The 23,629-nt window shown below is 63.0% G+C and carries 30 protein-coding genes and 1 pseudogene; 13 read left to right on the top strand and 18 right to left on the bottom strand.

From position 1 onward, the window contains the following. Positions 1 to 43 precede the first annotated feature (43 nt). The 3 genes from BN1263_RS13005 to BN1263_RS12995 are packed head-to-tail and all read left to right on the top strand — an operon-like array spanning position 44 to position 2,042. Positions 44 to 667, top strand: a complete 624-nt coding sequence (locus BN1263_RS13005; protein WP_058981669.1) for a sigma-70 family RNA polymerase sigma factor — start codon at positions 44 to 46, stop codon at positions 665 to 667. Then, positions 664 to 1,338: a ChrR family anti-sigma-E factor gene (locus BN1263_RS13000; protein WP_058981667.1), complete on the top strand. Its 675-nt coding sequence runs from the start codon at positions 664 to 666 to the stop codon at positions 1,336 to 1,338. Before BN1263_RS13005 ends, BN1263_RS13000 begins: the two co-directional genes overlap by 4 nt. 11 nt (positions 1,339 to 1,349) lie before the next feature. Beyond that, complete coding sequence (locus BN1263_RS12995) at positions 1,350 to 2,042, top strand: Rossmann-fold NAD(P)-binding domain-containing protein (protein WP_058981686.1); 693 nt, start codon at positions 1,350 to 1,352, stop codon at positions 2,040 to 2,042. Positions 2,043 to 2,044: 2 nt separating this feature from the next. Here the strand turns inward: BN1263_RS12995 and BN1263_RS12990 are convergent, their stop codons facing one another. From BN1263_RS12990 to BN1263_RS12980, 3 genes are read right to left on the bottom strand one after another with little or no spacing between them, the layout of a single operon-like run. Beyond that, positions 2,045 to 4,444 carry a PAS domain-containing hybrid sensor histidine kinase/response regulator gene (locus BN1263_RS12990; RefSeq protein WP_058981665.1) on the bottom strand — a complete coding sequence of 800 codons (2,400 nt, stop codon included), beginning with the start codon at positions 4,442 to 4,444 and terminating at the stop codon, positions 2,045 to 2,047. Then, positions 4,437 to 4,907, bottom strand: a complete 471-nt coding sequence (locus tag BN1263_RS12985) for a response regulator (RefSeq protein ID WP_005409633.1) — start codon at positions 4,905 to 4,907, stop codon at positions 4,437 to 4,439. The genes BN1263_RS12990 and BN1263_RS12985 overlap by 8 nt, the downstream gene beginning before the upstream one ends. After that, entirely contained in the window at positions 4,904 to 7,141 is a 2,238-nt protein-coding gene (locus BN1263_RS12980; protein ID WP_058981663.1) for an ATP-binding protein, read from the bottom strand. The genes BN1263_RS12985 and BN1263_RS12980 overlap by 4 nt, the downstream gene beginning before the upstream one ends. 249 nt (positions 7,142 to 7,390) lie before the next feature. Between BN1263_RS12980 and BN1263_RS12975 the strand changes: the two genes are divergently transcribed. Continuing rightward, on the top strand, positions 7,391 to 7,684 hold the full coding sequence (locus BN1263_RS12975) for a hypothetical protein (protein ID WP_058981661.1): 294 nt from the start codon (positions 7,391 to 7,393) through the stop codon (positions 7,682 to 7,684). A gap of 16 nt (positions 7,685 to 7,700) precedes the next feature. Here BN1263_RS12975 and BN1263_RS12970 read toward each other — a convergent pair whose 3' ends face one another. Both BN1263_RS12970 and BN1263_RS12965 read right to left on the bottom strand, forming a co-directional pair. Continuing rightward, positions 7,701 to 8,186, bottom strand: a complete 486-nt coding sequence (locus BN1263_RS12970) for a TspO/MBR family protein (protein WP_049414768.1) — start codon at positions 8,184 to 8,186, stop codon at positions 7,701 to 7,703. A gap of 73 nt (positions 8,187 to 8,259) precedes the next feature. Beyond that, positions 8,260 to 10,455 carry an AsmA family protein gene (locus BN1263_RS12965; RefSeq protein ID WP_058981659.1) on the bottom strand — a complete coding sequence of 732 codons (2,196 nt, stop codon included), beginning with the start codon at positions 10,453 to 10,455 and terminating at the stop codon, positions 8,260 to 8,262. Between the two features lie 133 nt (positions 10,456 to 10,588). On the opposite strand from BN1263_RS12965, the gene BN1263_RS12960 reads away from it, so the two are divergent. Continuing rightward, a complete protein-coding gene (locus BN1263_RS12960; RefSeq protein ID WP_058981657.1) occupies positions 10,589 to 11,068 on the top strand; it encodes a GNAT family N-acetyltransferase in 480 nt (159 codons plus the stop codon). A 22-nt stretch (positions 11,069 to 11,090) separates the two neighbouring features. On the opposite strand, the gene BN1263_RS12955 is transcribed toward BN1263_RS12960, so the two are convergent. Next, positions 11,091 to 11,999: a sensor histidine kinase gene (locus BN1263_RS12955; protein ID WP_251102019.1), complete on the bottom strand. Its 909-nt coding sequence runs from the start codon at positions 11,997 to 11,999 to the stop codon at positions 11,091 to 11,093. Between the two features lie 88 nt (positions 12,000 to 12,087). Here BN1263_RS12955 and BN1263_RS20900 point away from each other — a divergent pair, with 88 nt between their 5' ends. The 5 genes and pseudogenes from BN1263_RS20900 (at position 12,088) to BN1263_RS12940 (ending at position 14,739) form a co-directional block, all read left to right on the top strand. Then, positions 12,088 to 12,225, top strand: coding sequence for a hypothetical protein (locus tag BN1263_RS20900; protein WP_251102018.1), 138 nt, complete (start codon positions 12,088 to 12,090; stop codon positions 12,223 to 12,225). A 306-nt stretch (positions 12,226 to 12,531) separates the two neighbouring features. Beyond that, positions 12,532 to 13,197, top strand: a complete 666-nt coding sequence (locus BN1263_RS12950) for a hypothetical protein (RefSeq protein ID WP_058981655.1) — start codon at positions 12,532 to 12,534, stop codon at positions 13,195 to 13,197. Positions 13,198 to 13,276: 79 nt separating this feature from the next. Beyond that, positions 13,277 to 13,606: pseudogene (locus tag BN1263_RS20135) on the top strand (RHS repeat-associated core domain-containing protein); the annotation flags it as partial. Between the two features lie 38 nt (positions 13,607 to 13,644). Beyond that, on the top strand, positions 13,645 to 14,043 hold the full coding sequence (locus BN1263_RS12945) for an Imm10 family immunity protein (protein WP_058981654.1): 399 nt from the start codon (positions 13,645 to 13,647) through the stop codon (positions 14,041 to 14,043). A 315-nt stretch (positions 14,044 to 14,358) separates the two neighbouring features. Next, positions 14,359 to 14,739 carry a DUF3653 domain-containing protein gene (locus BN1263_RS12940; RefSeq protein ID WP_058981652.1) on the top strand — a complete coding sequence of 127 codons (381 nt, stop codon included), beginning with the start codon at positions 14,359 to 14,361 and terminating at the stop codon, positions 14,737 to 14,739. Between the two features lie 425 nt (positions 14,740 to 15,164). On the opposite strand, the gene BN1263_RS12930 is transcribed toward BN1263_RS12940, so the two are convergent. The 10 genes from BN1263_RS12930 to BN1263_RS12885 all read right to left on the bottom strand — a co-directional run bounded on the left by BN1263_RS12930 (position 15,165) and on the right by BN1263_RS12885 (position 21,207). Continuing rightward, complete coding sequence (locus BN1263_RS12930) at positions 15,165 to 15,788, bottom strand: TraX family protein (RefSeq protein WP_058981648.1); 624 nt, start codon at positions 15,786 to 15,788, stop codon at positions 15,165 to 15,167. After that, complete coding sequence (locus BN1263_RS12925; protein WP_058981646.1) at positions 15,785 to 16,990, bottom strand: zonular occludens toxin domain-containing protein; 1,206 nt, start codon at positions 16,988 to 16,990, stop codon at positions 15,785 to 15,787. Before BN1263_RS12925 ends, BN1263_RS12930 begins: the two co-directional genes overlap by 4 nt. After that, the gene (locus BN1263_RS12920; protein WP_058981645.1) at positions 16,987 to 17,310 is read right to left on the bottom strand and encodes a DUF2523 family protein; all 324 of its coding nucleotides are present in this window, start codon (positions 17,308 to 17,310) and stop codon (positions 16,987 to 16,989) included. The genes BN1263_RS12925 and BN1263_RS12920 overlap by 4 nt, the downstream gene beginning before the upstream one ends. After that, positions 17,310 to 18,614: a hypothetical protein gene (locus BN1263_RS20520; protein ID WP_144435361.1), complete on the bottom strand. Its 1,305-nt coding sequence runs from the start codon at positions 18,612 to 18,614 to the stop codon at positions 17,310 to 17,312. Before BN1263_RS20520 ends, BN1263_RS12920 begins: the two co-directional genes overlap by 1 nt. A 208-nt stretch (positions 18,615 to 18,822) precedes the next feature. Then, the gene (locus tag BN1263_RS20895) at positions 18,823 to 18,951 is read right to left on the bottom strand and encodes a hypothetical protein (RefSeq protein ID WP_260832954.1); all 129 of its coding nucleotides are present in this window, start codon (positions 18,949 to 18,951) and stop codon (positions 18,823 to 18,825) included. A 15-nt stretch (positions 18,952 to 18,966) separates the two neighbouring features. Further along, entirely contained in the window at positions 18,967 to 19,209 is a 243-nt protein-coding gene (locus BN1263_RS12905; protein WP_058981639.1) for a hypothetical protein, read from the bottom strand. Positions 19,210 to 19,446: 237 nt separating this feature from the next. Beyond that, positions 19,447 to 19,749: a single-stranded DNA-binding protein gene (locus BN1263_RS12895; RefSeq protein ID WP_058981635.1), complete on the bottom strand. Its 303-nt coding sequence runs from the start codon at positions 19,747 to 19,749 to the stop codon at positions 19,447 to 19,449. Positions 19,750 to 19,755: 6 nt separating this feature from the next. Then, on the bottom strand, positions 19,756 to 20,862 hold the full coding sequence (locus BN1263_RS12890) for a replication initiation factor domain-containing protein (RefSeq protein ID WP_058981633.1): 1,107 nt from the start codon (positions 20,860 to 20,862) through the stop codon (positions 19,756 to 19,758). After that, positions 20,852 to 21,028, bottom strand: coding sequence for a hypothetical protein (locus BN1263_RS20710; RefSeq protein WP_186008970.1), 177 nt, complete (start codon positions 21,026 to 21,028; stop codon positions 20,852 to 20,854). The genes BN1263_RS12890 and BN1263_RS20710 overlap by 11 nt, the downstream gene beginning before the upstream one ends. Next, positions 21,025 to 21,207 (bottom strand): hypothetical protein, encoded by a 183-nt coding sequence (locus BN1263_RS12885; RefSeq protein ID WP_144435360.1) that lies wholly within the window; start codon positions 21,205 to 21,207, stop codon positions 21,025 to 21,027. The genes BN1263_RS20710 and BN1263_RS12885 overlap by 4 nt, the downstream gene beginning before the upstream one ends. A 120-nt stretch (positions 21,208 to 21,327) precedes the next feature. Here BN1263_RS12885 and BN1263_RS21010 point away from each other — a divergent pair, with 120 nt between their 5' ends. After that, positions 21,328 to 21,807 (top strand): DUF3693 domain-containing protein, encoded by a 480-nt coding sequence (locus BN1263_RS21010; RefSeq protein ID WP_080398818.1) that lies wholly within the window; start codon positions 21,328 to 21,330, stop codon positions 21,805 to 21,807. Positions 21,808 to 21,816: 9 nt separating this feature from the next. Then, positions 21,817 to 22,197, top strand: coding sequence for a DUF3653 domain-containing protein (locus BN1263_RS12880; RefSeq protein ID WP_058981629.1), 381 nt, complete (start codon positions 21,817 to 21,819; stop codon positions 22,195 to 22,197). Between the two features lie 37 nt (positions 22,198 to 22,234). Here BN1263_RS12880 and BN1263_RS12875 read toward each other — a convergent pair whose 3' ends face one another. Then, complete coding sequence (locus BN1263_RS12875) at positions 22,235 to 22,861, bottom strand: hypothetical protein (protein ID WP_058981628.1); 627 nt, start codon at positions 22,859 to 22,861, stop codon at positions 22,235 to 22,237. Between the two features lie 159 nt (positions 22,862 to 23,020). Here BN1263_RS12875 and BN1263_RS20515 point away from each other — a divergent pair, with 159 nt between their 5' ends. Then, positions 23,021 to 23,395, top strand: a complete 375-nt coding sequence (locus BN1263_RS20515; protein WP_144435359.1) for a hypothetical protein — start codon at positions 23,021 to 23,023, stop codon at positions 23,393 to 23,395. Positions 23,396 to 23,536: 141 nt separating this feature from the next. Here the strand turns inward: BN1263_RS20515 and BN1263_RS20125 are convergent. Beyond that, the coding region (locus tag BN1263_RS20125; RefSeq protein WP_144435358.1) for a DUF3606 domain-containing protein at positions 23,537 to 23,629 on the bottom strand (93 nt) is incomplete at its 5' end.

Raw genomic sequence — 23,629 nt, 5'->3', positions numbered from 1 at the left:
CGCGTAGAGAGGACAGACCTTCACCTGCCCGCCGCTCACGCAGATGTACCCTGACGCCGCCAGCACCCTCCTAAACTTCGATACCGCACGCACCGTGTCCAGTTCCCAGCAGCCGAGCAGCGAGCCGACGAACTGGGCCGATGACATGGACAGTGTGGCGCGGCTGCGCGACCGCGACTGCTTCATGCGGATCTATGACTACTTCATGCCGCGGCTGTGCGTGTATCTGCGTGGCCTGGGGGCACCCGACGCCGTGGCCGAGGAAATGGCGCAGGAGTGCCTGCTGCGCCTGTGGTTGCGGGCGGCCGAGTATGATGCGGCCCAGGGCGCGCTGAGTACCTGGCTGTACCGGATCGCGCGAAACCTTCAGATCGACCGCATCCGTCGCGAGCGCAGCTGGATGCAGGTGCAGGCAGCGGTGGAAGACGCCGCGGCCGTGGACGTGATCGAGCGCAGCAGTGCCGAGCAGTTCGCCGACCAGGCGCGCCTTCGCCAGCGCATCAACGAGCTGCCCGCCGTGCAGGCGAGGCTGGTGCGGATGTCCTATTTCGAGGCGAAGAGCCACAGCGAGATTGCCCAGGCGCTGGGCATGCCACTGGGGACGGTAAAGTCACACCTGCGACGTGCGTTCCTGCAGCTGCAGGCCAAAGTGGGGGGTGCGCTGTGAATCCGCACCACCACCTGCACGAATCCACGCTGATGAGCTATGCCGCCGGCGCGCTGCCGGCGCCGTTGAGCATCGTGGCCGGTGCCCACCTTGAGCAGTGCCCCCACTGCCGCCAGCGCCTGCGCGATGCCGAGGCAATCGGCTCGGTGCTGCTGGAGCAGACCCAACCGCCCGCTGCCGACGGGCGTCGCGAGCAGTTGCGCGAGGCCATGCTGATGCAGCTGGCCTCGGAGGCGCCGAGCGCCATCGCCGGAACCAGGCGCCCTGTGCCGAGGGAGCGGCCCGAGGCCGACCCCGACCACCTTCCTGCATCACTGCACCCGTACTTCGGCGCATCGCTCAGCGAGCTGCGTTGGCGCTGGATGGCGCCCGGCGTGCATTGCATCCGTGCCGAGCAGATGCCCTCGCTGATCATGCTGAAGATTGCCCCGGGCAAGTTCCTGCCCATGCACAGCCATGGCCGCAGCGAACTGACCCAGATCCTGCGGGGTTCGTACAACGATGCGCTGGGGTTGTTTGCGCCGGGTGACGTGGCAGATCTGGACGAAGACGTGGAGCATCAACCGGTGACCGCGCCCGGTGTCCCCTGCATCTGCGTGTCAGCGCTGGATGCGCCGCTGGTGTTCAGTGGCTGGCTGGCGCGGAAGATCCAGCGTTTCGTGAAACTCTAGCGGGGATGACGATGGCCGGGACGGGCGCATTACGGATTCTGTTGACCGGTGCCGCAGGCCTGGTCGGGCAAGGTGTGGCGCTGGCCTGCCAACGCTCACCACAGGTGTCCGGCCTGACAGCGCTGGTCCGCCATCCGGGAAGTCTGAGCGGCGCCGGCAGCGAACTGATCGTTCCGGACTTCCTGCGTATCCAGGACCGGTCGGATGAACTGGCCGGGTTCGATGCCTGCTTCTACTGTGCCGGGGCGCCACCGGTTGGCACGGCAGAGGCCGAGTACCGACGCGTGACCCTGGACACCACTCTGGCGGTGGCCCTTGCCTGGGCGGCTGCGAATCCCGAAGGGTGCTTTCTGTATGTATCCGGTGCCGGCGCGGACCCTCGGAGCCGGCTGATGCCGTTGAGGATCAAGGGCGAGACCGAAGTCGCATTGCAGGGCCTGCCGGTGCGCACCGTGATGCTGCGCCCGGGCGGTGTCAGGCCGGTCCCGGGCACCGGCACCCGTCATGCCCTGTTGAAGCCCCTTTACTGGGGCGGTGCGCCGTTGATGAAGCTGGCCAGCGCGATTGCGCCATCGCTGATGACCAGCAATCTGGCACTGGGCCAGGCGATGATTGCCTTGGCCGCCAGGGAGCATCCGCCGGCGACGGTGGAGTGCGCGGACATCAACCGGATCGCGGCCGGTGGGCGCGATCCGGCGTGCTGACCTCAGTGTGGCGCTGCCTCCAGCGCGGTGCGCACGGCCGTCGCCAGATCACTTCGGGTGAACGGCTTTGGCAGCAGCGCAACGGCCCGCCCTTGGCTGCCCACCTGGTCGTGGTCACGGGGATAGCCCGACGTGAACAGTACGGCGACCTCCGGCCAGCGTTCACGGACTTCCCGCACCAGCTCCCAGCCCGACATGCCGGGCATCACCACGTCCGAGAACAGCAGGTCCACCCTGGTATCCGGGCGTTCCAGCAGCCGCAGTGCGGAAGGGCCGTCGTGGGCTTCCAATACCCGGTAGCCCAGCAGCCGCAGTGCATCCACCGTGTGGGCACGGACATCGTCGTTGTCCTCGGTCACGAGGATGGTTTCCTCGCGCGGCGAATAGCCTGCCAGGCCGGTCTGCGGAGTGCGCGCTTCGCTGGGCAACGGCAGCAGTGAACGCGGGAACATCATGGTGATGCTGGTGCCGCCGCCTTCCACCGAATCGATCAGCACGTGGCCGCCTGACTGCTTGACGAACCCGTGCACCATCGACAGGCCCAGGCCGGTGCCACGGCCAACCTGCTTGGTGGTGAAGAAGGGTTCGAAGACCCGGGCGAGCGTCGCCGCATCCATGCCGTGGCCGTTGTCGCGCACCCGCAGCATCACGTATTCGCCCGGCGTTGCATCCGGGAACAGCGCGGCATAGTCGTGGTCCAGGTGGCTGTTGTCGACTTCAATCACCAGCCGCCCGCCACGCGGCATCGCATCGCGGGCGTTGACCGCCAGGTTCAGTACGGAGGCCTCCAGTTGGCTGATGTCGATCTCCACGCACCAGATATCCTCCGCGCTGCGGATCTCCAGCTGCACCAGTTCACCCAGTGCACGCTGCAGCATGTCGTGCATGTCCAGCAGGCGGACATTGAGGTCAGCGGCCTGGCTGCGCAGCGGCTGGCGGCGGGCAAACGCCAGCAGGCGCTGGGTCAGGCTGGCGGCACGGCCCACCCCCTTCAGCGCATTGTCCAGCGCACGGCCTACCAGCGCACCGGCCTCGCCAGCCCTTTCGCTGAGCAGCATGGCGTGCTCGACGTTGCCGGAAATGACGGTCAGGATGTTGTTGAAATCATGCGCGATGCCGCCGGTGAGCTGACCGACCGCCTCGATCTTCTGTGACTGGCGGAGCGCGTGCTCGGCCTGCAGGCGTGCGGTGGTTTCAACGGCCTCGGAGACAACGGCGGTGACCGCCCCTTCGGCGTCGAGCAGCGGACGGAACGAGAAGTCGAAGCTGCGGCGGCCGGTCGGGAGCTCCAGCTCCAGCGCATGCAGTGAACTGCGGCCCTGCGCCGCGTCTCCTACGGCGCGGTCGATCGCTGCGCCCATGCCCTCGGTGGTGGCGAACCAGACCGATTCGGCGAAGCGCTGGCCAACAATGTCCTTTTTGTCTACCAGTACAGCGGCCAAGGAAGCGTCATTGGCATCGACCACGCATCCGCGCAGATCCAGCAGCACCTGATGCTGGAAGCTGGACTCGAAGATCGCCTGCAGGCGGCGCTTGCTGGCGCGCAGCTCGGCCGTGCGCGCCTGCACCTGCTGCTCGAGCAGCTGGTTGTCCTCACGCAGGGCCAGCTCGGCCTGCTTGAGCTGCGAGACGTCGCTACCCAGGCAGATGTAGCCGGCCACGCTGCCATCGGCGGCATGCTCCGGCACGCATTCCATCTGTACGAAACGCGACTCGCCACTGCGATGGACGAGCTCGACCTGGAAGCTCGTGCGTTCGCCCTGCAGTACCCGTTCAAGGCTGGGCAACGCGTGTTCGAAAGCGGATACGCCGCTGACATCGCGCGCGGTCCGGCCCAGCAGCTCGGCCAGGCTGAATCCATGCCAGTCCAGGAACGCCTTGTTGGCGAACCGGTAACGATGCGCGTTGTCGAGCTGGGCGATCAGCGCGGGTACGGCATCGGTGACCTGCTGCAGCTGCGCCTGGCTCTCGTTCAGCGCCGCCTGGGCATGCATCAGCTGGGCGCGTTCATGGGCTTCCTGGCGAGCGCGGCGGATCGCATCCGGCAGGCGTTGCAGGCGCTGCTTGACGACGTAATCGCGCGCGCCACGGGTCAGCGCCTGTACGGCCAGCTCTTCCGTCAGTGTGCCGGAGACGAAGATGAAAGGGGTCTGTGGAATCCGCTCGCGCGCCAGCGCGAGGGCCGCATCGCCATCGAATCCGGGCAGCACATGGTCGGCCAGGATCACGTCGAACGCACGGTTGTCGATGGCCTCGATGAACGCATTGCGCGTCCACAGGCGCTCGACCTCGAACTCCAGGCCGGCACGCCGCAGCTGTGCGGTGATCAGCTCCGCATCAAGCGCGCTGTCCTCCAGCATGAGGATGCGCAGGCGCTCGCTGCGGCGCGATCCATCACGCATTGTTGTGCTGCCCCGAGCCATTGGGCCGATGCGGTGGCGGCTGGTTGGTGATGCCCCAGAACATGCCCAGCCCCTGAATGGCGTCGAAGAATTCCTTGAAGTCGACCGGCTTGACCACGAACGCGTTCACGCCCAGTTCGTAACTGCGCACGAGATCCTGTTCTTCGCGCGAGGAGGTCAACATCACCACCGGCGTGCTGCTCAGCTGCGGGTCGCCACGCACCTGTTCCAGCACCTCCAGGCCGTTGACCTTGGGCAGCTTCAGGTCCAGCAGCACCACCACTGGGCCGCCGTGCATGGCGCCGGCGAACTTGCCTTCGCAGCGCAGGTAATCCAACGCTTCGGCGCCGTCGCGTACATGGATGACATCGTTCAACAGCTGGCAGCGCGCAAGCGCGGCCATCGTCAGCTCTGCATCCTTGGGGCTGTCCTCTACCAGGAGGATCGGCCGCAGGTCCCTCATGGGTGTTCTCCTGTGAAGCGGGGTAGGGTGAAATGGATTGTGGCGCCCTTGCCGGGCTCGCCCTCGGCCCAGGTACGGCCGCCATGGCGGCCGATGATGCGGCGGACATTGGCCAGGCCGATGCCGGTGCCTTCGAACTCTTCGACGTGGTGCAGGCGCTGGAACACGCCGAACAGCTTGTCCACGTAGCGCATGTCGAAGCCGCAGCCGTTGTCGCGCACGAAGAAGTGGTCTTCGTCGTCGTTTCGCTCGTGACCAACCTCGATCACCGCGTGTTCGCGCTCGCGGGTGAACTTGATCGCGTTGCCCAGCAGGTTCTGCCATACCAGGCGCAGCATCGTCGGATCGGCCTCGACCTCCGGCAGCGGTGCGAGCGTCCACTGCACGTCGCGGCCGGTGTAGTCCAAGGCCAGGCTCCGGCGCACGTCCTCGGCCAGCGCGGTCATGTCCAGCCGTACACGCCCCAGCGTGGAGCGCCCCATCTGCGAGAAGCTGAGAAGGTCATCCACCAGTGTTCCGGCGGACTTGGCCGATTCCACGATCGTGTCCAGGAAGCGGCGCTCGGTATCGTTCAGGCGTTCGCCCGCCGAGCTGCCCAGCAGCTCGGAATAGCCGACAATGTGACGGAACGGAGCGCGCAGGTCGTGGCTGACCGAATAGGAGAAGGCTTCCAGTTCCTTGTTGCTGCGGAGCAGCTGCTCGTTCAGTTCGGCCATTTCCTCGGCCTTGCGCAACACGATATCGACGATGGCCGTGCGCATCTCGTGTGCGGCGTCGCAGTCAGCGTCGCTCCACGGCAGGCTGCGCTGCTGCACGGTCTCCTTCCAGGCCTCGAACGAGCTGCGCGGGGACAGCGCCACGCCCGGTGCTGCTTCCTTGCGGGGATCGCCACCCCAGCGCACGGTGCGCACCACTTCCGGGCGGAACCACATCAGGTAACTGTCATGCAGCTGCGAAATGGACACCGCCAGCAGGCCGCTGGCTACGTCGGCCAGGTGCGCGGCAGGCGACCAGTCGGCTGCCAGGTGATCGGTGCAGTAGGCTTCCTGGCCGGCCTGCTGCGTGGCCAGCCAGTTCGCCAGGGCCAGCACGTCGCTGGCGGAAGGGCACTGGCCAACACGCAGGCAATCGCCCTTGTGCACGATCGCCGCGCCGGCCGCGCCGGTCAGCGACAGCAGGCTGGCCTCGTCCTGGCGCAGGGCCGCCATGAAGTCCTCGTCGCCGGCCATGCGACCCAGCAGCTTGACCAGTATGGAACGACGGGCAACGCGCTCTTCGATCGCACGCGCGCGCTCCTTCAACGCAATCTGCAGCGACAGGATCTGGCCCATGAACTCGCAGGCAGTGCGCACGTGGTAGGGCAGGCGGCGTGGCTGCACGGTGTGGCAGGACACCAGGCCCCACAAGCGGCCTTCATGCACCAGCGATACCGACATCGACGCGCCGGTCCCCATGTTGCGCATGTACTGCAGGTGGACCGGCGAGACGCTGCGCAGCACGGCCAGGCTCAGGTCGGTGGCTGGTGCGTCGCGATGGTCGTCGGCCCGCATCAACGGCGCGGGGGTGTAGTTGTTGTCCGCGATCAGGCGCACCCGGTTGCGGCGGTAGAGTTCGCGGGCCTGCGCAGGAATGTCAGATTCGGGGAAGCGCAGGTCCAGGTAGGATGGCAACAGGCCGTTGCCATCCTCGGCCACCACGATGCCATTCCAGCCGGCATCGAACTGATAGACCAGGGTGCGGTCAAAGCCGGTCAGCCGGCGCATGTGCGCGGCCGCAAGCCTGCACAGGTCTTCCACCGTCGCTGCCGATTCAATGCCGGTCATCAGCTCGCGGATGGCTGGATACAGTTCTTCCAGCGAGCCGGGCTGGCCGGGAACCGGTGCTTCCAGCTCAACCAGAAGGTCCGTGGCGGAGCGGTGCACCAGCAGCTGATGGCGGCCGTGCCCATCCAGGTGCACGGCACCGACATGCGCGCTGCTGCCCACCGTCGCCTGTTGCAACACGCCCTGGAACGGCGCCAGTACGCCGCCCAGCACCTCAGTGACGTGCTGCATCAACGGTTCGCCGAACTGCTTCAGCAGCCCCGGATGGCTGATGGCGCGCTCGCGTACCTGCAGGGACTGCGGTTCAACGACCAGAAGCACACCGTAGGGTTGGATCGCGCCGGGGGTGTGGATCGGTTCGCGCGCGCAACGCGACAGGGCAGCGTCGTGCGTGGGCTCAGCAGAAGGCATCAAGGGCGGGACTCATGATTCGTGGATGGCTGGAAAGGCCAGTGATACATCCGTATCCTTCAATGGTGAAGCAAAATCGTGCATCCGCCTACCAGTGTGTGCGTGTGAAGCGTGTTTCTGTCCAAGCTGAATTCTTCATGTAAGGACCAGGTCGAGCACTTGCAGTTTTCGCGAAGAGTACATCTGCGCTGCACATCAGCTCGACAGGTCATTGCCTAGGGTGGACCCACTTCCCTGAGCGACCGCCCCGTGAATCTGCAGAGCGTGCCCTTGCCCCCGTATCGCATGCTGCCTGACAGCTGCCAGTTCGAACTGCTGGATGTGGATGCGCTGCAGGACCCTGCCAGTGGCCGGCTGCTGCATCTGTACTCGCTGGTGGCCCGATGCCTGTCCTGCGAGACGATCTTCAAGGCAGAGGAAGGGCAGGGCCTGGTCAGCCATACTGCGGCGCGGGTGGTGCGATGCCCCACCGGTTGCGGGCAGCAGGCGTTCAAGCCGGCCCTGCTGCGAACCTGGCGCCCGCAGGCCGTGGCCCAGGCCTGAGCGGCAGGGAACCTTGTCACAGCAGCCCGGGATTGGCCCGCCAGACGGCGAAGTTGAGCGCCGAGGCGAATGAAATCCAAGCAAGGTAAGGAAGCAGCAGGACCGCCGCAACCCGGCGGATGCGCGCGAACCTGACGATCGTCGCGCACACCAACACGATCAACACAAGAATGTCGGCGAAGGCAAGCGCGCCCAGCTTCCAGCCGAAGAACAGCCAGCTCCACAGCGCGTTGACGGCCAGCTGCACCAGATAGAGCAGCAGCGCGGGCCGAGCGTCGCGCCAACCGCGTTCGCGCCAGACCAGCCACGCGGCAACCGCCATCATCGCGTAGAGGAGCGTCCACACCGGACCAAAGACGCTGGCCGGTGGCGCCCATGCCGGAAGCGTGAGGGTGGCGTAGAAGCTTGCCGCGGACGTGGACGCCCACGCCCCCAGGGTGGCGGCAACGAAGGTGATTGCCACCCATCCCAGAAGCCCGGAAACCTGTGAACTCCGCTTCATACCGTGCAGCTCCTTGATACCTGTGCTGCCTGTCTACGCACAGGGGCAGCGAATGGATGCAGGCTGCCGGCCTTCAGTCTGAAGAGCCGACGGCACCGGCTCCCTGGCTCGCTGGCAACAGGGAAGGTTGCTGGTCAAACCACTCCCTTGCCTTCGCCAGGTGCCATTGGCGCTGGTCACCGTCCAGCTCGATGCCCGCACCCAGCAGCCCCCAGCGCAGGTAGAGATCACCGCGCTTGCGCTGGTCGAGCAGATCCAACCGCGCGCGTACCGAAAGGCGATCATTCTCGGCCTGCAGTCCATCGATGATCAGATGGCCCGGGCGCCAGCGCAGCGTCGCCTGTGCCTGCACCTGGCCGGAATCCAGCAGCGACAGGGTCCAGCGCGGGTAGTCGGTACGCTCTGCGAACAGTGCAAGCAACGGTCGCGCATCGCTGAGATCGAGGTCCGTGGTGGCATCCACCTGGAACGGCGACTGCGCATCGATGCGCCCACGCTTGAAGGCCACGCGGCCTTTCCATGCCGTCGAGCCCCGCGTGCCCGCCACCTGCACGTTGCGCAGCTCGACCGTGGTGCCGGACAGATCGAAATGACGCTGATTGAAGTCTCCCCGGCGCAGTGTTGCGTTCACGTCGATATCGCCGCCCATGTCCAGCCCTGCCACCTTTGCACTGGCGTTGCGCCCCAACAGCCGGGCCGTGCCATGGCCGACGCGCCCGTCGGTATCGAGGGTCGCGTCACCGCTGACGGTGCCGGTGCCACGGAGCAGTCGCACCTGGGGCGAGCCCAGGTAGCGGTTGTAGGCGGTCAGATCCGGGATGGTGGCTTCACTGAAGCGTAGCTGCGCGCGGACGCCTTTGCGCAGTTCCTGCAGGCGGCCATCGCCGGTCAGGTCCAAGGCCAGATCCCGACCATCGAACAGGCGGACGTTGTCGGCATCGCTTGGTCGCGCAGTGAAGCGGGGCAAGCGGACGGCCAGCCGCGCCTGGCTGGGCGTGCCGGCCTTCAGTTCGCCGTGCGCACTGGCCGTGCCCGCCAGGCGCACACCCGCCACCTCGGCCACGGCTTCGGCCGCAGGAATGTCCACGGTGCTGCCTTCGGTCAGTTCGCCGTTGCGAAGACGCAGGTCCGCCTTCAGCGAGCCGCCACCGTCCAGTTGCAGCCACGGCTTGCGAACGAACAGGGCAGGGATCCAGTTGAGCGAAGTGAACGTCCATTCGCCGCGTACTGTGCCAGAGCTGCGTTCCAGCAGCTGTGCGGGCTGTTGGAAGGGAATGTCCCGGCCACTGATATGCAGATCGGCATCCACCTCGCTGCCTGAACCGGGCTTTGGCGGCAGGCGGGCCTGCAGGCGCAGGTCCTTGGCTACATTGAGCTGCAGTGCCAGCATGCCGCGATCGGGGGCGCCATCGCCCAGATAGAGCGGCAACTGCCACAGCGCGTGGTCGCCGGGCTGCAGTTGGCCATCGAGCAGGTGGAGTGCCGCCTGCAGCCGTCCAGGCACTGGTGCGCTGGAGATCTTCGGCGTTGTGGCATTGGTGTCCATGCGCAGGCCCTGGCTGCGGGCATCGACCTCGAGTTGGGCATGCAGCAGCTTCAACTTGGCCAGGCCGGGCGCCTGGTCCCGATAATGGCGCGGATAGCTGAAGCGCGCGGTGAGATCCATGTCGCCCAACAGCTGCACGCCGTCATAGCTGGTGTCTGCCTTGCTGAACGAGACCTCGGAATCGAACAGTTCGGATGGGCCGCCACGCAGCTGCTTCAGGAACCCCACGGTGCCCTGACCCTTGCCGATGATCAGCAGCTTGCCGAAGCGTGCGCTGCGGATGCTGTCGCTGTGGATGGCGTCGAAACGCAAGGTCCAGCCCTGGTCGTTGCGCGGCGGTGAAGGGATGGCTTCTTCGACGCGGCTGATCTCGGCGGAAACTCCGGTGGCCTGCAGCTTTGGCACCCGCACCTCGCGCTTGAACAGGGGCAGCACCGCCAATCGGGCGCTGGCGCGGTCTGCATGCAACACGTAGACGGTGTGGTTCACGTGGCCGCGCATGTGCACGTTCCAGGCGATCACGTGGCCGGGCAACAGCGTAATGGCCGGGCCAGTGGTCATTACGAACTTGTGCGGCTTGCGGTTGGTGACCTGGTCGAACAGCGGTGTGTTGAGGAAGATGTTGCCGGCCAGCAGGTACAGCAGGTAGATGCCCAGCAGAACGTAGGCAGGGACCCTCCACCGTCGAAGCCGGTGCGGGATGTGCGCGGAAACAGGGGGCATCTACTGCTCTGAAGGCCGGAATATCTGCAACTATTGCGGAGCCGATGGTGGTGGCGCGTGAAGCAGCTACGGGGCAGGGGCTGGATTCTGGTAGTGTCCGGCCTGGTCATGGCCACAGATCTGCAGGAGTCGCATGGATATCCGGCCCGCCCGTGCAGGCGATTTCGACGTGATGTGGGGCATGTTCAAGGCGGCCATTGCGGCGCAGGATGCGCTGCCCTTTGCCGGCTCTTTTGGAGTCGAGACGTTTCGCGCGCATTGGTTCCAGGCCCAGGCACCTCATGTAGCTGTGCTGGAGGGCCGGGTTGTGGGCATGTACAAGATGGGCCCGAACTACCCCGATCTGGGGGCGCATGTGGCCAGCGCCACGTATGTGGTGGATGCACCGGCACAAGGGCAAGGTGTGGGCCGGGCGCTGGTGGAGCACAGCCTGGAGCGGGCGAGGGCGGAAGGGCTCCTGGCCATGCAGTTCAATTACGTGGTCAGTACCAATGGGCCGGCCGTGGCGCTGTACCGTAAGCTGGGGTTCGAGGTGGTGGGAACGCTACCAGAGGCCTTCCGGCATGGCCAGCGCGGGTTGGTCGATGTCTTCGTGATGCACAGGTTCCTGTAGTGCCGTCGCCAGGTCGGTCGCCTCAATCAGCATTCTTCGGGAGCGTAATGTCGAATGAGGTGCGGCCATCACGCCATCGTCCATGGACAGTGCCGCGGTGCGCGTGGCAGATTTCCCGCACCAGGAACAGGCCGAGGCCCAAGCTCGCGTGCTCGCCTTGTGACGCGTTGTGCGAGCCTCGGCGCAAGGGATCGAACAGACTGTTGAACGCTTCGTCCGGCAGTTCGGCGCCGGTGTTGCTCACCGTGATCATGATCTGGTCGACGAGGCCCTCAAGGCTGATCCGCACATCGGTGCCGTGTTCGCCGTACTTTGCAGCGTTGGTCGTGAGGTTGTGAACCGCTTCGCGCAACGAAGAGGCATCGAAGCAACCGCGGGCATCGCCTTCAACCTCATACGTGATGGGGACGTGGGGCAGGGCAGCGCGAAGCAATTCGACTTCCTCGCCAAGCGATTGGGCAAGATCGCAGTCCACCGGATGAATGGCCATCCCATCGCCCAGCTTGCTGCGACTGTAAGCCAGCAGGTCGTCGAGCAGCTTGTTCATGCGCATGCTGCCGTTGATGATCCGCTCGGCCTGCTTGGCCAAAGCTGGGTCCTGCAGGCCACTGGCCAGAGTGTCCGCCGAGAACATGACCGCTGCCAAAGGACCTCGGAGATCATGCCCGAGCGCTGCCAGGACGATCTGCCGCCAGGATTCGACCTCGGCAGAGAACTGAGCAAGGGATTCGGCCACCGCCTGGTCGATGGCCTCATTGAAACGAAGGATGTCATCGATCGATGAAGTGGCCAGCTGCTGGTCGGATGCCCATCGCCGAAGTACCGAAGCCCGAAGCGCTCGATACTCAGCCACCATCTGGTTGAGGCCAAAGCCAGCGATGGCGCGGGTTCGGCCATGATAGGACGCGGCGGACTCGGGGCCGGGTTTCAACGGTGCAAGCCCGTGGGACTTTGCGAGCTGCTGGGAGTCTGTCTGCGGATCTGAGATCGTCTATGACCGCCTGAAGAATCTGGGGGAGATGATTCCGAAGTTGCTTTGCGCTGAACTCGACGGTATCGGGCGCCTGCGTTTCGGCGAATGCCACCGCGTCTTCGAGGATTTCCCGCGCATTCTGTTGGATAAAATCAGCCAGGCGCATCGCCAAACCCATCCTTAAGTGGTGCGCCGAGCCTGCACGAGGGCGTTTGGATACGGGGTGAGAAAGGCTCGGCCTGTGGGGCGCGGTTCTGCCGGTGTTGGGGCGGCAATGTTGCACGCTCGGAGATTGAAAAATTCCATCTTGTTGATTTATAAGGACGGGGGCCTCGAAATGCGTCAAGATGGCGCAAGTTCAAGATCGCAATTGGTGTGGGTGACCGGTAACGCTCGGGGATCCTGTGCCTAGGGTCAGATTGAAGCGGACAATGCCAATGGGCTGCGTCTAAGAACCTGACCAATCCCTTCTACCATCAAAGGCCATAGCGTGAAGGTAACCGCAGTCTACATCGATCTTGAATACTACAGTCACCCCATCCCGCTGCGTGTTCGCTACCAGCTTGCGTCCAACTACCTTTCGCTGTTCATCTCCGAATGGATAAATCGCCGCGATCTGGACCTGGGGTCATTCAACAGGTTGGTTTTCGTTGAGGGCTCAAAGGTTGACATGCAAGTCATGGGGGACAGGGCGTTTGCGGTGAGGATCTCAGAAACAGCAAGTGCCAGTGGATCACCGTTCGCTCCCGGTCAAGCGACTACTTCCGATGCGGACGTTCACAGCTACTTTGCTGACAAGTACCTGGAAGGATTTAATCGAATCGATGACTATTTCGGGATTTCGCTATCGAAACCTCTTGCTGAGGCAATCATGGTGCATTTCTCGAATGGCTATACCTATGAGACGGCCATAGCTGGGCGTGGCGCAAGGGACGGGAAGCTGAGGCTGTTCCACCGATACGCCACGGATAGGTACCAACTGGTTGCAGTGGAAGCGGATGGGGAAGCCGATGGTTTGGCAGCCGAGTACACGCTGATGGAGCTGATTCCCGATCCGTTCAAGGTCAGTTACCACATCTCAAACATTGTGATTGAGGGTCGACGAATTTCCATTGCGAACAAGACGGGCAGCGCAGTTGTGGTGAAGGAGATTTAGGTGCCGACTGACACTCTGATCGAACGTAAGTGATCAGGATGGCGAACTTCGATCTGCACCATGGGTTTGCAGCTATTATCGGGCGCACTACTACAGCCCAGACATGGGTCGGTTCATCAGCGAAGATTCCTATGGCTTCGCGTCAGGCGATGTGAACTTCTACGCCTACGCTCTGGGTAACCCGATCGGTTACAGCGATCCTTCAGGACACATCGCCTGGTTTGTCGTACTGCCGCTGATATGGGCTGGGATAGAAATTGCCCTATCGATCTATGATGCGATTGAGAGAGGAAAGACACTTCTGGATTCTTGTGAAACCACAGAAACGAAAGCAATTTCAGCTATATCATCTGGTATCGGACTTGCGGCGCGCGGCAAGATATCAGTGGCGGGAGGGTGGCCAAACTAGGCGCTGGACGACTGGCGGACAACAATGAGGATCAGGCGATGTATGAGTTCACTGCAGAAGTAGTTTCCGTAGAGGAAGATGGCTACTGCATCGTAGTCGGATTGGCAGATAGCTCAACCGAACCGTCCCGCTACGTGATAATTCAGAACGCTAAGAAGTATGACGATCAAGATAAGAAGTTAGGTATGGATCATGTCCATCTTGAGGTGGGGGGCGGCCTGGAGCCATGCTATGGCGGGTTGGAGGAAGTGTCCCTGCTGGGTTCCAAGCTCCAGCTGCTGCTCGCCGAAGTGGCGCAGAGGAAGCTTGGTATCAAAGGTGGGATAGCGGTGACGCTGAAAACGTTGGGCAAGCCTGGTTCGCTGGAGGCGGCGTTAGATAATATCTGCGCTTCAGAGAAGATTCCGTTTGCGCTGAGTTCAACTGGGAAGATTTGATTGCGTCGCTAACAGATTCGCGACGCACCATTGGCGATGCACCAGGATTACAGCGAGTCATTGGGACAGCACTGAGCTCAGCGCATCAATTGCTACAAGTTAGCGCGCAAGCTGCCCCAAATTCGCAGCGCTCAACATCAGGGGGCGAGGCAAGCGGCCTGCCAGCCGGCCCCGCAGTAGCAGGAACATAATATACATTATGCGAAATGCTGTATCGGCCTTGGCACGATTCGTCGGCTCCGCGTGGCAATGGCTTGGCCTCTGGCTCGGCTCTTGCCTGCGTCCTCAGTCCCCGGCCAAGGATGAGATCGCGGCATGATTGAGTTCGACCCGCTCCACCGTATCGACTTGACCGGCCCTTGGGCCGGTTTTTCTTTCCTCGGTAATCGCCTGATCACGCCCGAAGGACGCGAGCTGCTGCCGGAAGATCTGGCCTGGCTGTCGCTCACCGCCTGCCAAGCGCAGGAATGGCGCCGGATGATGGAAGCTGCACGCTCGGCACCGTCGATCGACAGTTCCAAGCGTGGTGGCAATCTTCCTGCAGTAACGTGGGATCGTCCTGCCACTGTCGTCAATCTGCGGGACGTGGTGAGCCGGCGCAAACAGCGGTCGGCGGTGGCGATGGCTGGCCCTGACGCCGAGCCACCTGTAGGTGTCCTGCCGGTACCGGGGCCGATGCCCCGCCAGCGCGTGTGAGGCGCTTCCGTAGGGGCGCTGCCCCTACACCCCGGCTAGAATGCGAGCAGGATCGCTTGGGGGGTGCCACAGATGGCGAGTTCAAAGGGTTTGGTGTGGAAAGTTGCCTTGGGGGTGTTCTTGGGCGTGACAGCGTGCGGGCTGGCAACATGCGGCGTGGTCGGCGTCCTGGGGCTCGGTTACATGAAGGACAGAGCAGACGCGAGCAACGAAACTCTCAACATCATCAACGATGGACGCGGCGCGGAGCCACTCAACTTCGCAGCCAGAGCGGAGGAAATGCGGCGTGCTCAACAAGACGCACGCATGCAGCCGCAGTACATGGATCGTCAGCAGCACGTCCCGCTCAAAGACGACGAAAGGTGCGTCGGTGGCACACGTCTAAGACGCGTTGAGAACGGCTGGGAACAGTCAGGGTCCTGCCCCTAGTGCAGTGTTAGCGCCACCAGCCCGAGGCAGGCCAGATGCCCCACGTAGTAGCCGTAGAACGCCCACCGGCCACGCGGCACCGGCCACGCCAGCCGAGACACGCCCAGTGCGACCGGAATCGCCACCAGCGCCCACAGGTTGCCATTGAACCAGCAGATCGCGGCGAACGCTGGGACCAGTAGCAAGTACTGCTGCCGACGAAAGGCCAGACATGACAGCAACACGAACCCTACCCCGGCCCACTGGTAGTCCACGAATGCCGGAAGCACCGCCGCGGCGAATGCCAGGACAACCCACTTACGCTGGCCGGCTGCGTAGATGGCAGCGGCGCACAGGGCAAACGTGAGCAAGATGTTCAGCGGCAGCCAGTACCCGAACGCCAACGCGTGCACCGGCTGCGCGATCAATCCCCACATGCCGAGCCTGCGCGCAGACTTAACTGGGTCAGCGCCGGGCTGGGAGAGGTTGTAGGCCATCACCAGCGCGAACAGGGGGAACGCCACCCTGCCCGCCTCGCTGAGACCTGGCACATAGCCACCATAGATGATCTTGGCGACGTGGTCGCAAGTCATGAGAACGACGGCCAACCACTTCAACACCTCGCGTGCGCTGCTGGTCATAGCTTGTTCGGCCCCGGCGCTGTGGTCATGTAGCTGCTGGTTGCGTGCGGCGGCGACTCGGGGAAGCTGCCCATGCTGCGCTCGACGTGCTGTAGCGCGACACCTGCTGCCTCGCTGCGGATGCGGCGGGATTCCTCCTGAAAATGCGCGGACTGCTGATAGTCATTCATACGGCGCGCCTCAGCCTGATTGGTGTCAAGGAACGGCTCGTACTGCCCATTGACCGCGACCATGCGGCACTGTTCCTGATCCATGACGTAGGTGGTGCCCTGCTCCGTCTTGCAGCTGCAGCGCCCTATCTGATGCTCGCCGTTGGCATCAAGCCCATCACCGGATGCCATGCAGTAAACACGTGGAGGCTGATTGGTCGGAATGGTCAGGCTGTCATACGCGGGTGCCGTCCAAGGCTGGCCCGCGACCCGTGGCGTAACCCATGCAAGGTAGTCGCTGTTCCGGGTGACAGCCGCAGGTGCTGCTTGCGGCGCGGCTGCGACCGTCGCTCCCGCTCCGTTCTCCGCCGCTTGCGGCGCCGCTGCCTTGGGTTGCACCGTATCGAGCTGCCCCGATAGCTGGGCATGCACACGGTTCACGGACCACCATGCGCCGACGACCACGGCGATCAACAGCGCAAAGGCAGCAGGGTAATACCAGGGTATGGCCTTCTCACTGGTATCCATCACGGTAGACTCGTAGAGGCCCATCGGACGCTTAGGCAGCTTGACCCTCTTCAGGATCAGGGGGTGCCCCTTCTCCGGATTCTTTTCGTAACGGTCGAAGGTGCGTAGGTGTGCGAACGGCAAGCCGAATCGACGACGCACATGCACATGGCGCTCGATGAGGTCCTGCACAAAGTCATCGCACTGCCGGTCCGGTGACTGACTGACAAAAATGAAGTCCAAGCCACGATGACGATGCTTCGCTAACTGCTCGACATGGTGCGGAACCGTTGAGCCAGGCCGACGCTTCGGGAGCATGCCGTGCTCATATGCCTCATCAACCACGCACACCGCGCCGTCGGGCAGGAAGTTAGGCCAATCACGGAACTGCTCAGGCGTCATCGGTAGCATGCGTGCTTCGTCGTGCTTGAAACCGCGAACGTTGCACACGTACACCAAGCGCCCTTCGTTGAGAAAGTCGATCGCGTGATCGATAGCGTGAAGGGTCTTGCCGTGTCCTGGCTGCCCCGTATACCAGTAGATCATTCCTTGGTTACCCCCAACTGTTGCGCTTGGGCCGTAGGCATCGGAATGATCTTGAACATGAAGCGCACCGAAAGCGCCGACAAGATCATGCTCATGAACACGTCGAAGCCGACAGCGCCGATGAAGTTATGGGCCCAATCCGGCAAGCCACTGAAGTAGTCGGCGATAGCCGAACGCAGCTGTGGAAGAAGCTGATTGATCGACACCAGCGTAATGCCGGCAGTCGAGAGAGCCTTGGTCACAATCCGACCGATACCACCAAACAGCACGGTCCAAACAAGGTTCACGCCGCGCGTGATCCACTCCCATATGGAACCCATCACGAATCTCCAAAGACGATGCGGAAGGAAATGAACATTCCCAGCAGAAGCATCACGGCGCGTAGCGCCGCAATGAGCGGACACCACCACGTCTGCCCATCAAGTGAGACGGTGCCGAACTTGCCGAAGTCGATTGTTCCAAGCTGGGGGCAGCTGCCGCCGCCAAAACCGGTCTTATCGATGAGCTTGTCGTCAAACTTCCAAGTCCACTTGCCGGGGCCGTCGACGTCATCCGCGCCCTGATGGGGGTCGCCGCCGGTGCCCTCGCCAGACCCGGGCTTGCCAGCACACAGCTGTGCACGCTGCGCACGAAGCTGATTGGCCTGTATCGAGTCGCCCTCGACAGAGAAAGCAGCATCACAGTTGCCAACGTCGCCTGTGACCTTCGCGGAATTTGCCTTTTCAGTTGCGCACCGCGTTGCCCACGTCTGCATTGCGATCATGCCGAGAATGGGATCACCGGAGGTTGAAGGTGGCGCCGCGCAATCGCCGCCGCCGCTCGCACTGTTGCCGTTGCCCTCGCCTTGCTCACCATTGCCATTACTACCGCCAGCACCGGGGCCAGAACCATCGCCAGGCGTGGGCTGGTTGCCATTGGGCGTGCCCTGATTGTTGTAGTTCTGCGTATTTGTGGTGTTGCCGTTATTGTTGTTCGTGATGTTCGTGGTCCCGCCACTCGGCTTCCAGTCTTCGCCGGGACGGTTGGTGGGAGCGTTTGGCGGCGTGTTGGGCGCGCTGATGCTGGTGGCCTCAGTGCGGGAATTGTTCGTCGCCGTGTGGCCTTTCGTATTCGCCGAGTCACTCGCACACGTGCGAAATCCGCTAGGCGACGTTACGCACGTCCTGTCCTTGCCTTTGCAGACCTGATGCCCAGACGACGTAGTGTGGCAGTACTCATCCTTTGCGTCTGGCTTTGGCTGAGTATCCACGATGCTGCATACCTGGCCCGAAGCCCTCCATGTGCCGGACCGAACGGGAATGGCGTTTGGGTTGCCGCTTTCGCGAATAGAAAAGTTCGTGCCGGGGTCCAGATTGGGTTGGACCTTACAGCCGTTGTCGCACACTCCGCCCGAATAGAGTGTTCCGTTGATCATTCCGGCCTGCCCATCAACACGAGTACTACAGCTATTCGCCGTTGTGTACATAAAGCTGCCGTGTTTGATGTAGTTGCCCCAGTTGCCCACGCCATCAACGTACTCGTTGCGACCTTCGTAAATGGTCGACGAACCTTGAACCTTAGAGGGGCAAGAAGGATTGCGAGTAGTGGTTGGACGTACGTTAACGTAATTGGTGATGTACTCCATGCACGCCTTGTAGGCGGCCCCCTGATCGGCATACGTCTGCGCTGAGGCTGCAGACGTGAAGAGCACCGCAGCCAGCAGAAGCGCAAGCGCGCACGTCCACCGGGCGCAGAAGTTCACGAGTCGAAGGCGAGCCATAGCGCCCCCAGCACAGCAACGATCACGAAATAGCCCATACGGACCCCCAAAAAAGTAGGGGCGACGTGCGCCCCTACTTGGCCTGTTTGATGTTCCCCCACAGCAGAAACAGCCCCTTCACCGCTGCGAGAACCGAGAGAATCCCCGCGACGACCGAAGCAGCCGTCGCCAGGACCTCCATCACCGCTACCAGCACGGGCATGACACCCGCTCCCCGTTAGTTGGCGCGCTTGATCATCTTCCACAGAAGGAACAGGCCCAGCACACCGGCCAGCACGACCAGGATGCCGTTGACGCTGGACTTGCCGCTGGTGATTTCCGCAGTGATCGCCTCGGCCGGACCACCGCCACTGGCGAGAGCTGCGCCGCTGGCGACCATTGCAGTCGCACCGGTTGCGACCTTGCCTGCGGTGGAACGGGTGAAGTCCACAACGCTGCTGGCGATCTTGTTCATCTTCATGGTTGTACCCTCTTGGTTGGTTTAGAAGTGCTCACGAGACAGCCGGGCGTACTGCCTGAAAACGACGCCCAGTGCCCAGCAAGACGCGATAGCAAATGCGACTTGCGTACCCTCAGCCAGCGTGAGCGCTGGAAGTACTGGCTGAGGTTTCTCGATCCAGACCGGCACAGCGCAGAAGCCATCGGCCCCGATGTTCTGGACCGCACACGACTGGATGTAGACCGGCTCTGGCATGAGTTAGGCCTGCGCTGCAGGACGCGCAGCAGCCTTGGGAGCCGGGCGCAGCACGGTGAACTTGCTCAGCGAAGCGACACCCTTGTTCACCTGAAGCATCGATTCGATATCGAGCTCGTACTCGCCTTCGGGATAGCCCGGCTGGCCCTTGTCCAGGCGCACGTCGAACGGATACGCAAAACCACCGGTTTCAAGCTTCGCCTTCTGCTTGCGGGTGGTGTACTCGACGTTCTCGCCAGCGTCATTCTTGAAGCTGCCGCCGCGTTCGTCGATTTCGTTCTTCAGGACAGTGACCTTGATGCTCATGTGCTGTTACCCCTTTGAGGTTGGCTGTACGGCCGCGATTTCGGGCCAGTGCGCTGCTGTGTCACCTGTGACCCACTTCGGCAGCGATGGCGAAGTGCAGGATTCGATTACCGCCCGCAACGCCTGATCGTCAGGGCAGTTCTTGGCGATGAAATTGAGGGCCGCGCCGTACTGGCGGCGGATGTGACGGCGAACGCTCTTCCACGTCGCTTCAACGGCGGCTTTTGTGATTTCGATGCGCGTGGCAACGCAGCGCAGAAAGGACAGGACTGGATAGGCGCCGAGCAGGTAGGACGCCGGATCACGCAGAATGTCGAGTGGCAGTTCCTTGCGGTTGGAATTGCGGAACTGCGCCTCATAGCGCACCCACGGCGAACTCTTGTCGCCCTGCTCCCTGCCCTTCTCGTAGACGCGCAGCTGCTTTTCCGACTTCTTGCCGCCGACATAGAACGTCTTGCCGTCACCGCTGTCGTAGTCGTCCACCAGCTGTGCCTTGGGGCGCTGACCGCGATTGTTGAACTCGCCTTCCTCGTACCACTTCTGTGCCATGCGCAATGGGTAGTCGCCCACCAGGTCATCGGCGCACACATCGACACGGGTGATCCTCCCGGCGCAGCTTTCGAGCTTCGCTCGAAGCTCCAGCCACCGCTGCGCATGGCCGCAGCGCGCTGCGCCTATCGCCTTGCATCCATCACCAGTTAGCTCGATGCGGGCGGTATACGTCCCATCTGCGCGACGGCACTCTTCGCCGCCGAGTTCGATCATGCCGACGAACTTCTTAGCCGCGTCGATGATCTTGATGCGCCACGTGTAGAAGCGACCGCCACCCGCTGTTTCATCCAGTTCAAGGCCAAGCCCGGCGAAGAACCAGCAGAACACCTGCAGGGCTGCGATGCGTGCGTTCTCCGGGGAGAACTCGATCCACTGGCGGACCTCTTCGAAGCTGTCGCCATCGCGGAACGCGACCTCGTCCAGCGCTGCGCGCAGATCGATGGAAGCGGAGAACCAGTCAATGCCGACCGTAAGGGCTCCATCGGCGTTCCTGAATTCACTGACTCCCCTGTTAGACGAGGGGAGTCCCGACCCGGCCAGCACCGCGCGCTCACCGGCCATTGGAGCGATCCTTCCTAAGCTTCCACAGGCGGCGAAGCCCCAGCCATGCCTGCTCAATCACGATGGAGAGAATTGCCGTGCCGAGGACGACGACGAGCAGCGCGGCGCACGCAAACAAGCCCATGTCGGACTCGGCAAGTTCAATGGCCCACTGATGAACGCTCATACGCGGCGCTCCTGCTGCCCTGCGCGTACCTGGGCGATGGCGCAGGCCGCGTAGACCTGCTGAAGAAGAATCCGGGTCTGCTCTTGCTCGTGCTGGGCGATCACCCATGAGCCGATGCGGACGATGCCGACGCTGACGCACGCGACGGCCAGAACGATGACGAGAAGCGCGTTGTCCATGCTCACCCCACCCCCAAGCCCCTGCCCCAAGGAAACCCGCCAGCGGCCTTGGGGTGCCGGTGGCGGGTGGTTTCCAAGCCTCTTGGAATCCGGGTGTGATTCAATACCCTTGTAAACCACATGTCAAGGGTCTTGGAAATGCCGACTATCGATGCACTGCTGGACGCCGCCAAGGCTGCTACTGGGGCAAGCAATGATTCGGAGCTCGCGGCACGGCTGGGCGTGCGGCCAAGCTCGGTCAGCAACTACCGCAAGGGAGTGTCGCTACCGAATGCGGTCGTATGCGCGACATTGGCAGGCCTGACGGGAGAACCCCTCGTCAAGGTCATCGGAATCGTGGGCGAGGCGCGGGCAATCAGCCGGGAAGAGAAGGCGGTTTGGCGCAAGCTAGCAGGCATGGCAATGGCACTGTGCCTGGCTGTAGGTTTCGGCCTGCCCCACAGGGCTCAGGCAGCGGTCGCGGGCTTCGATAATGCCCACGTTGTATACATTATGCGCAATGCTGTATCGGGCTACGGCCGCGTTCGTGTCCTCGGCGTGGCAATGGCTGGGCCTCTGGCTCGGCTCTTGCCTGCGCCCTCAGTCCCCGGCCAAGGATGAGATCGCGGCATGATTGAGTTTGACCCGCACCACCGTATTGACCCGACCGGCCCTTGGGCCGGTTTTTCTTTCCTCGGTGACCGCCTGATCACGCCTGAAGGTCGCGAGCTGCTGCCTGAAGACCTGGCGTGGCTGTCGCTCACCGCCTGCCAAGCGCAGGAATGGCGCCGCATGATGGAAGCTGCACGCTCGGTACCGTCGATCGACAGTTCCAAAAATGTGAGCAATCGCGACGCCGGCATTCGCCATCATCCTGCCACTGTCGTCAATCTGCGGGACGTGGTGTGCCGGCGCAAACAGCGTTCGGCGGTGGCGATGGCTGGCCCTGACGCCGAGCCACCAGCGGCAGTCCTGCCTGTATCGGGGCCGAGGCCTCGCCAGCGCGTGTGAGGCGCTTCCGTAGGGGCGCTGCTCCTACACCCCGACATCAAGTCTTAAGGCTCTTCAGCGCGGCGCCTACGGACGCTACCGCCTTATCGTAATTCTGGATCAACGGCGCACCATACCTGCGCAATTGATCTTCGATGCTCTCTATGTGCTCGACTACCCACGAACTGTCCGTCGACGCTCCAAGCTTAAGCCGAGCCTGTTCGAATTCCTCAAGAAGACGGTTGTTGTAGAGAAAACTGTCCACCGAACCCTTGAGGTCAATGTATCCCTGGATAACGAGGGTCGCCGTGCGCTCATCAACCAAGCCCAACTGGTCCGCATTCTTCGCAAACAAAGTGAAGTATTCGCTTTGAAGGGGAAAAACGGACCCAAACCCCCCGCGCCCACCCGCTGCCTTCCATTTGGCGATTTCAGGGCCTAGTGATTGCTCCGCCATCTTCAGGACCGCTTCCATTTCTACGCGAAGACCCAGTTTCAGCCGAGCGATAGCTGCCTCGTCCGATTTCGCTTCAGCGACCCTGTCAGCAGATATCTGGCGATCGACGGCCTTTGTAGCCGCGACCGCACCGATCAAGCCACCTGCAATTGTCTGTACCAACGGGCTGCCGATGATGGCCTCCAGCCCTGCCCACATTGCTCCAAAAATCATGGATACGTCGTCCATTACGCCCCCCTCTTGCGGTCCATTTCGTCCGATTCTATCCGTCATCCATTGGCCTGCCGGTGCCAGGACCGAGGCCTCGCCAGCGCGTGTGAGGCGCTGCCGTAGGGGCGCTGCCCCTACACCCCGGCTAGAATGCGCGCAGGACGCCTTGGGGGCCGTATGGAACGCGAACGACCGGAGTACCTGCAACCCATCCCACGCTCGCGCTGGGAATTTCCGTGGCTCGGCCTGTGGGCCGTGATCCTACTGGGTATGGCCGGTGCTGGAATCTGGCTGCATCTGCGGACCGGCGACGCTTGGAATGCGCGCTTCCAAGCCGAACCTATGCCAGCTCAGTCAGCCAGCGCCAACCCGGCTCCCCAGCTCGAGCCAGTCACGTACCGAAAAGCAGCGTTGGCGGAGATCCGCGCACGCCGAGAACAGGCAGAACGAGAGGTCAAGCAGCGCCGGGAAGAGATCCGCTGCATAGGAGGTGTTGCGTTCCGGCGCATTCCGGGCGGCTGGGAGAACATCCCGGGCGAAACCTGCCCGTGAGCGTTTAGTTCTTCTGACGCGCCTGCTGGCGCGCGAACGCCCGATCCATCCATCGGGCAACCCAGATCGGTCGCGTGGTTCCTTGGTCTGATCAAAGCGGCGCTTGCGGCGGTATTCGACCAAGGACATGACGGCTCCCCGTTACTTGCCCAGGTGCTTGCGAACCGCTGCGGAGGTAGGACCCACGGCTTTGACTGCGGCCCGGAGCTCGTCGGCGGACACACCCAAAGCCTT

Origin of the sequence: Stenotrophomonas thermophila (genome assembly GCF_001499715.1) — a bacterium.
Lineage (GTDB): Bacteria > Pseudomonadota > Gammaproteobacteria > Xanthomonadales > Xanthomonadaceae > Stenotrophomonas > Stenotrophomonas hibiscicola.
This window is presented reverse-complemented; position numbering and strand designations above follow the sequence as displayed.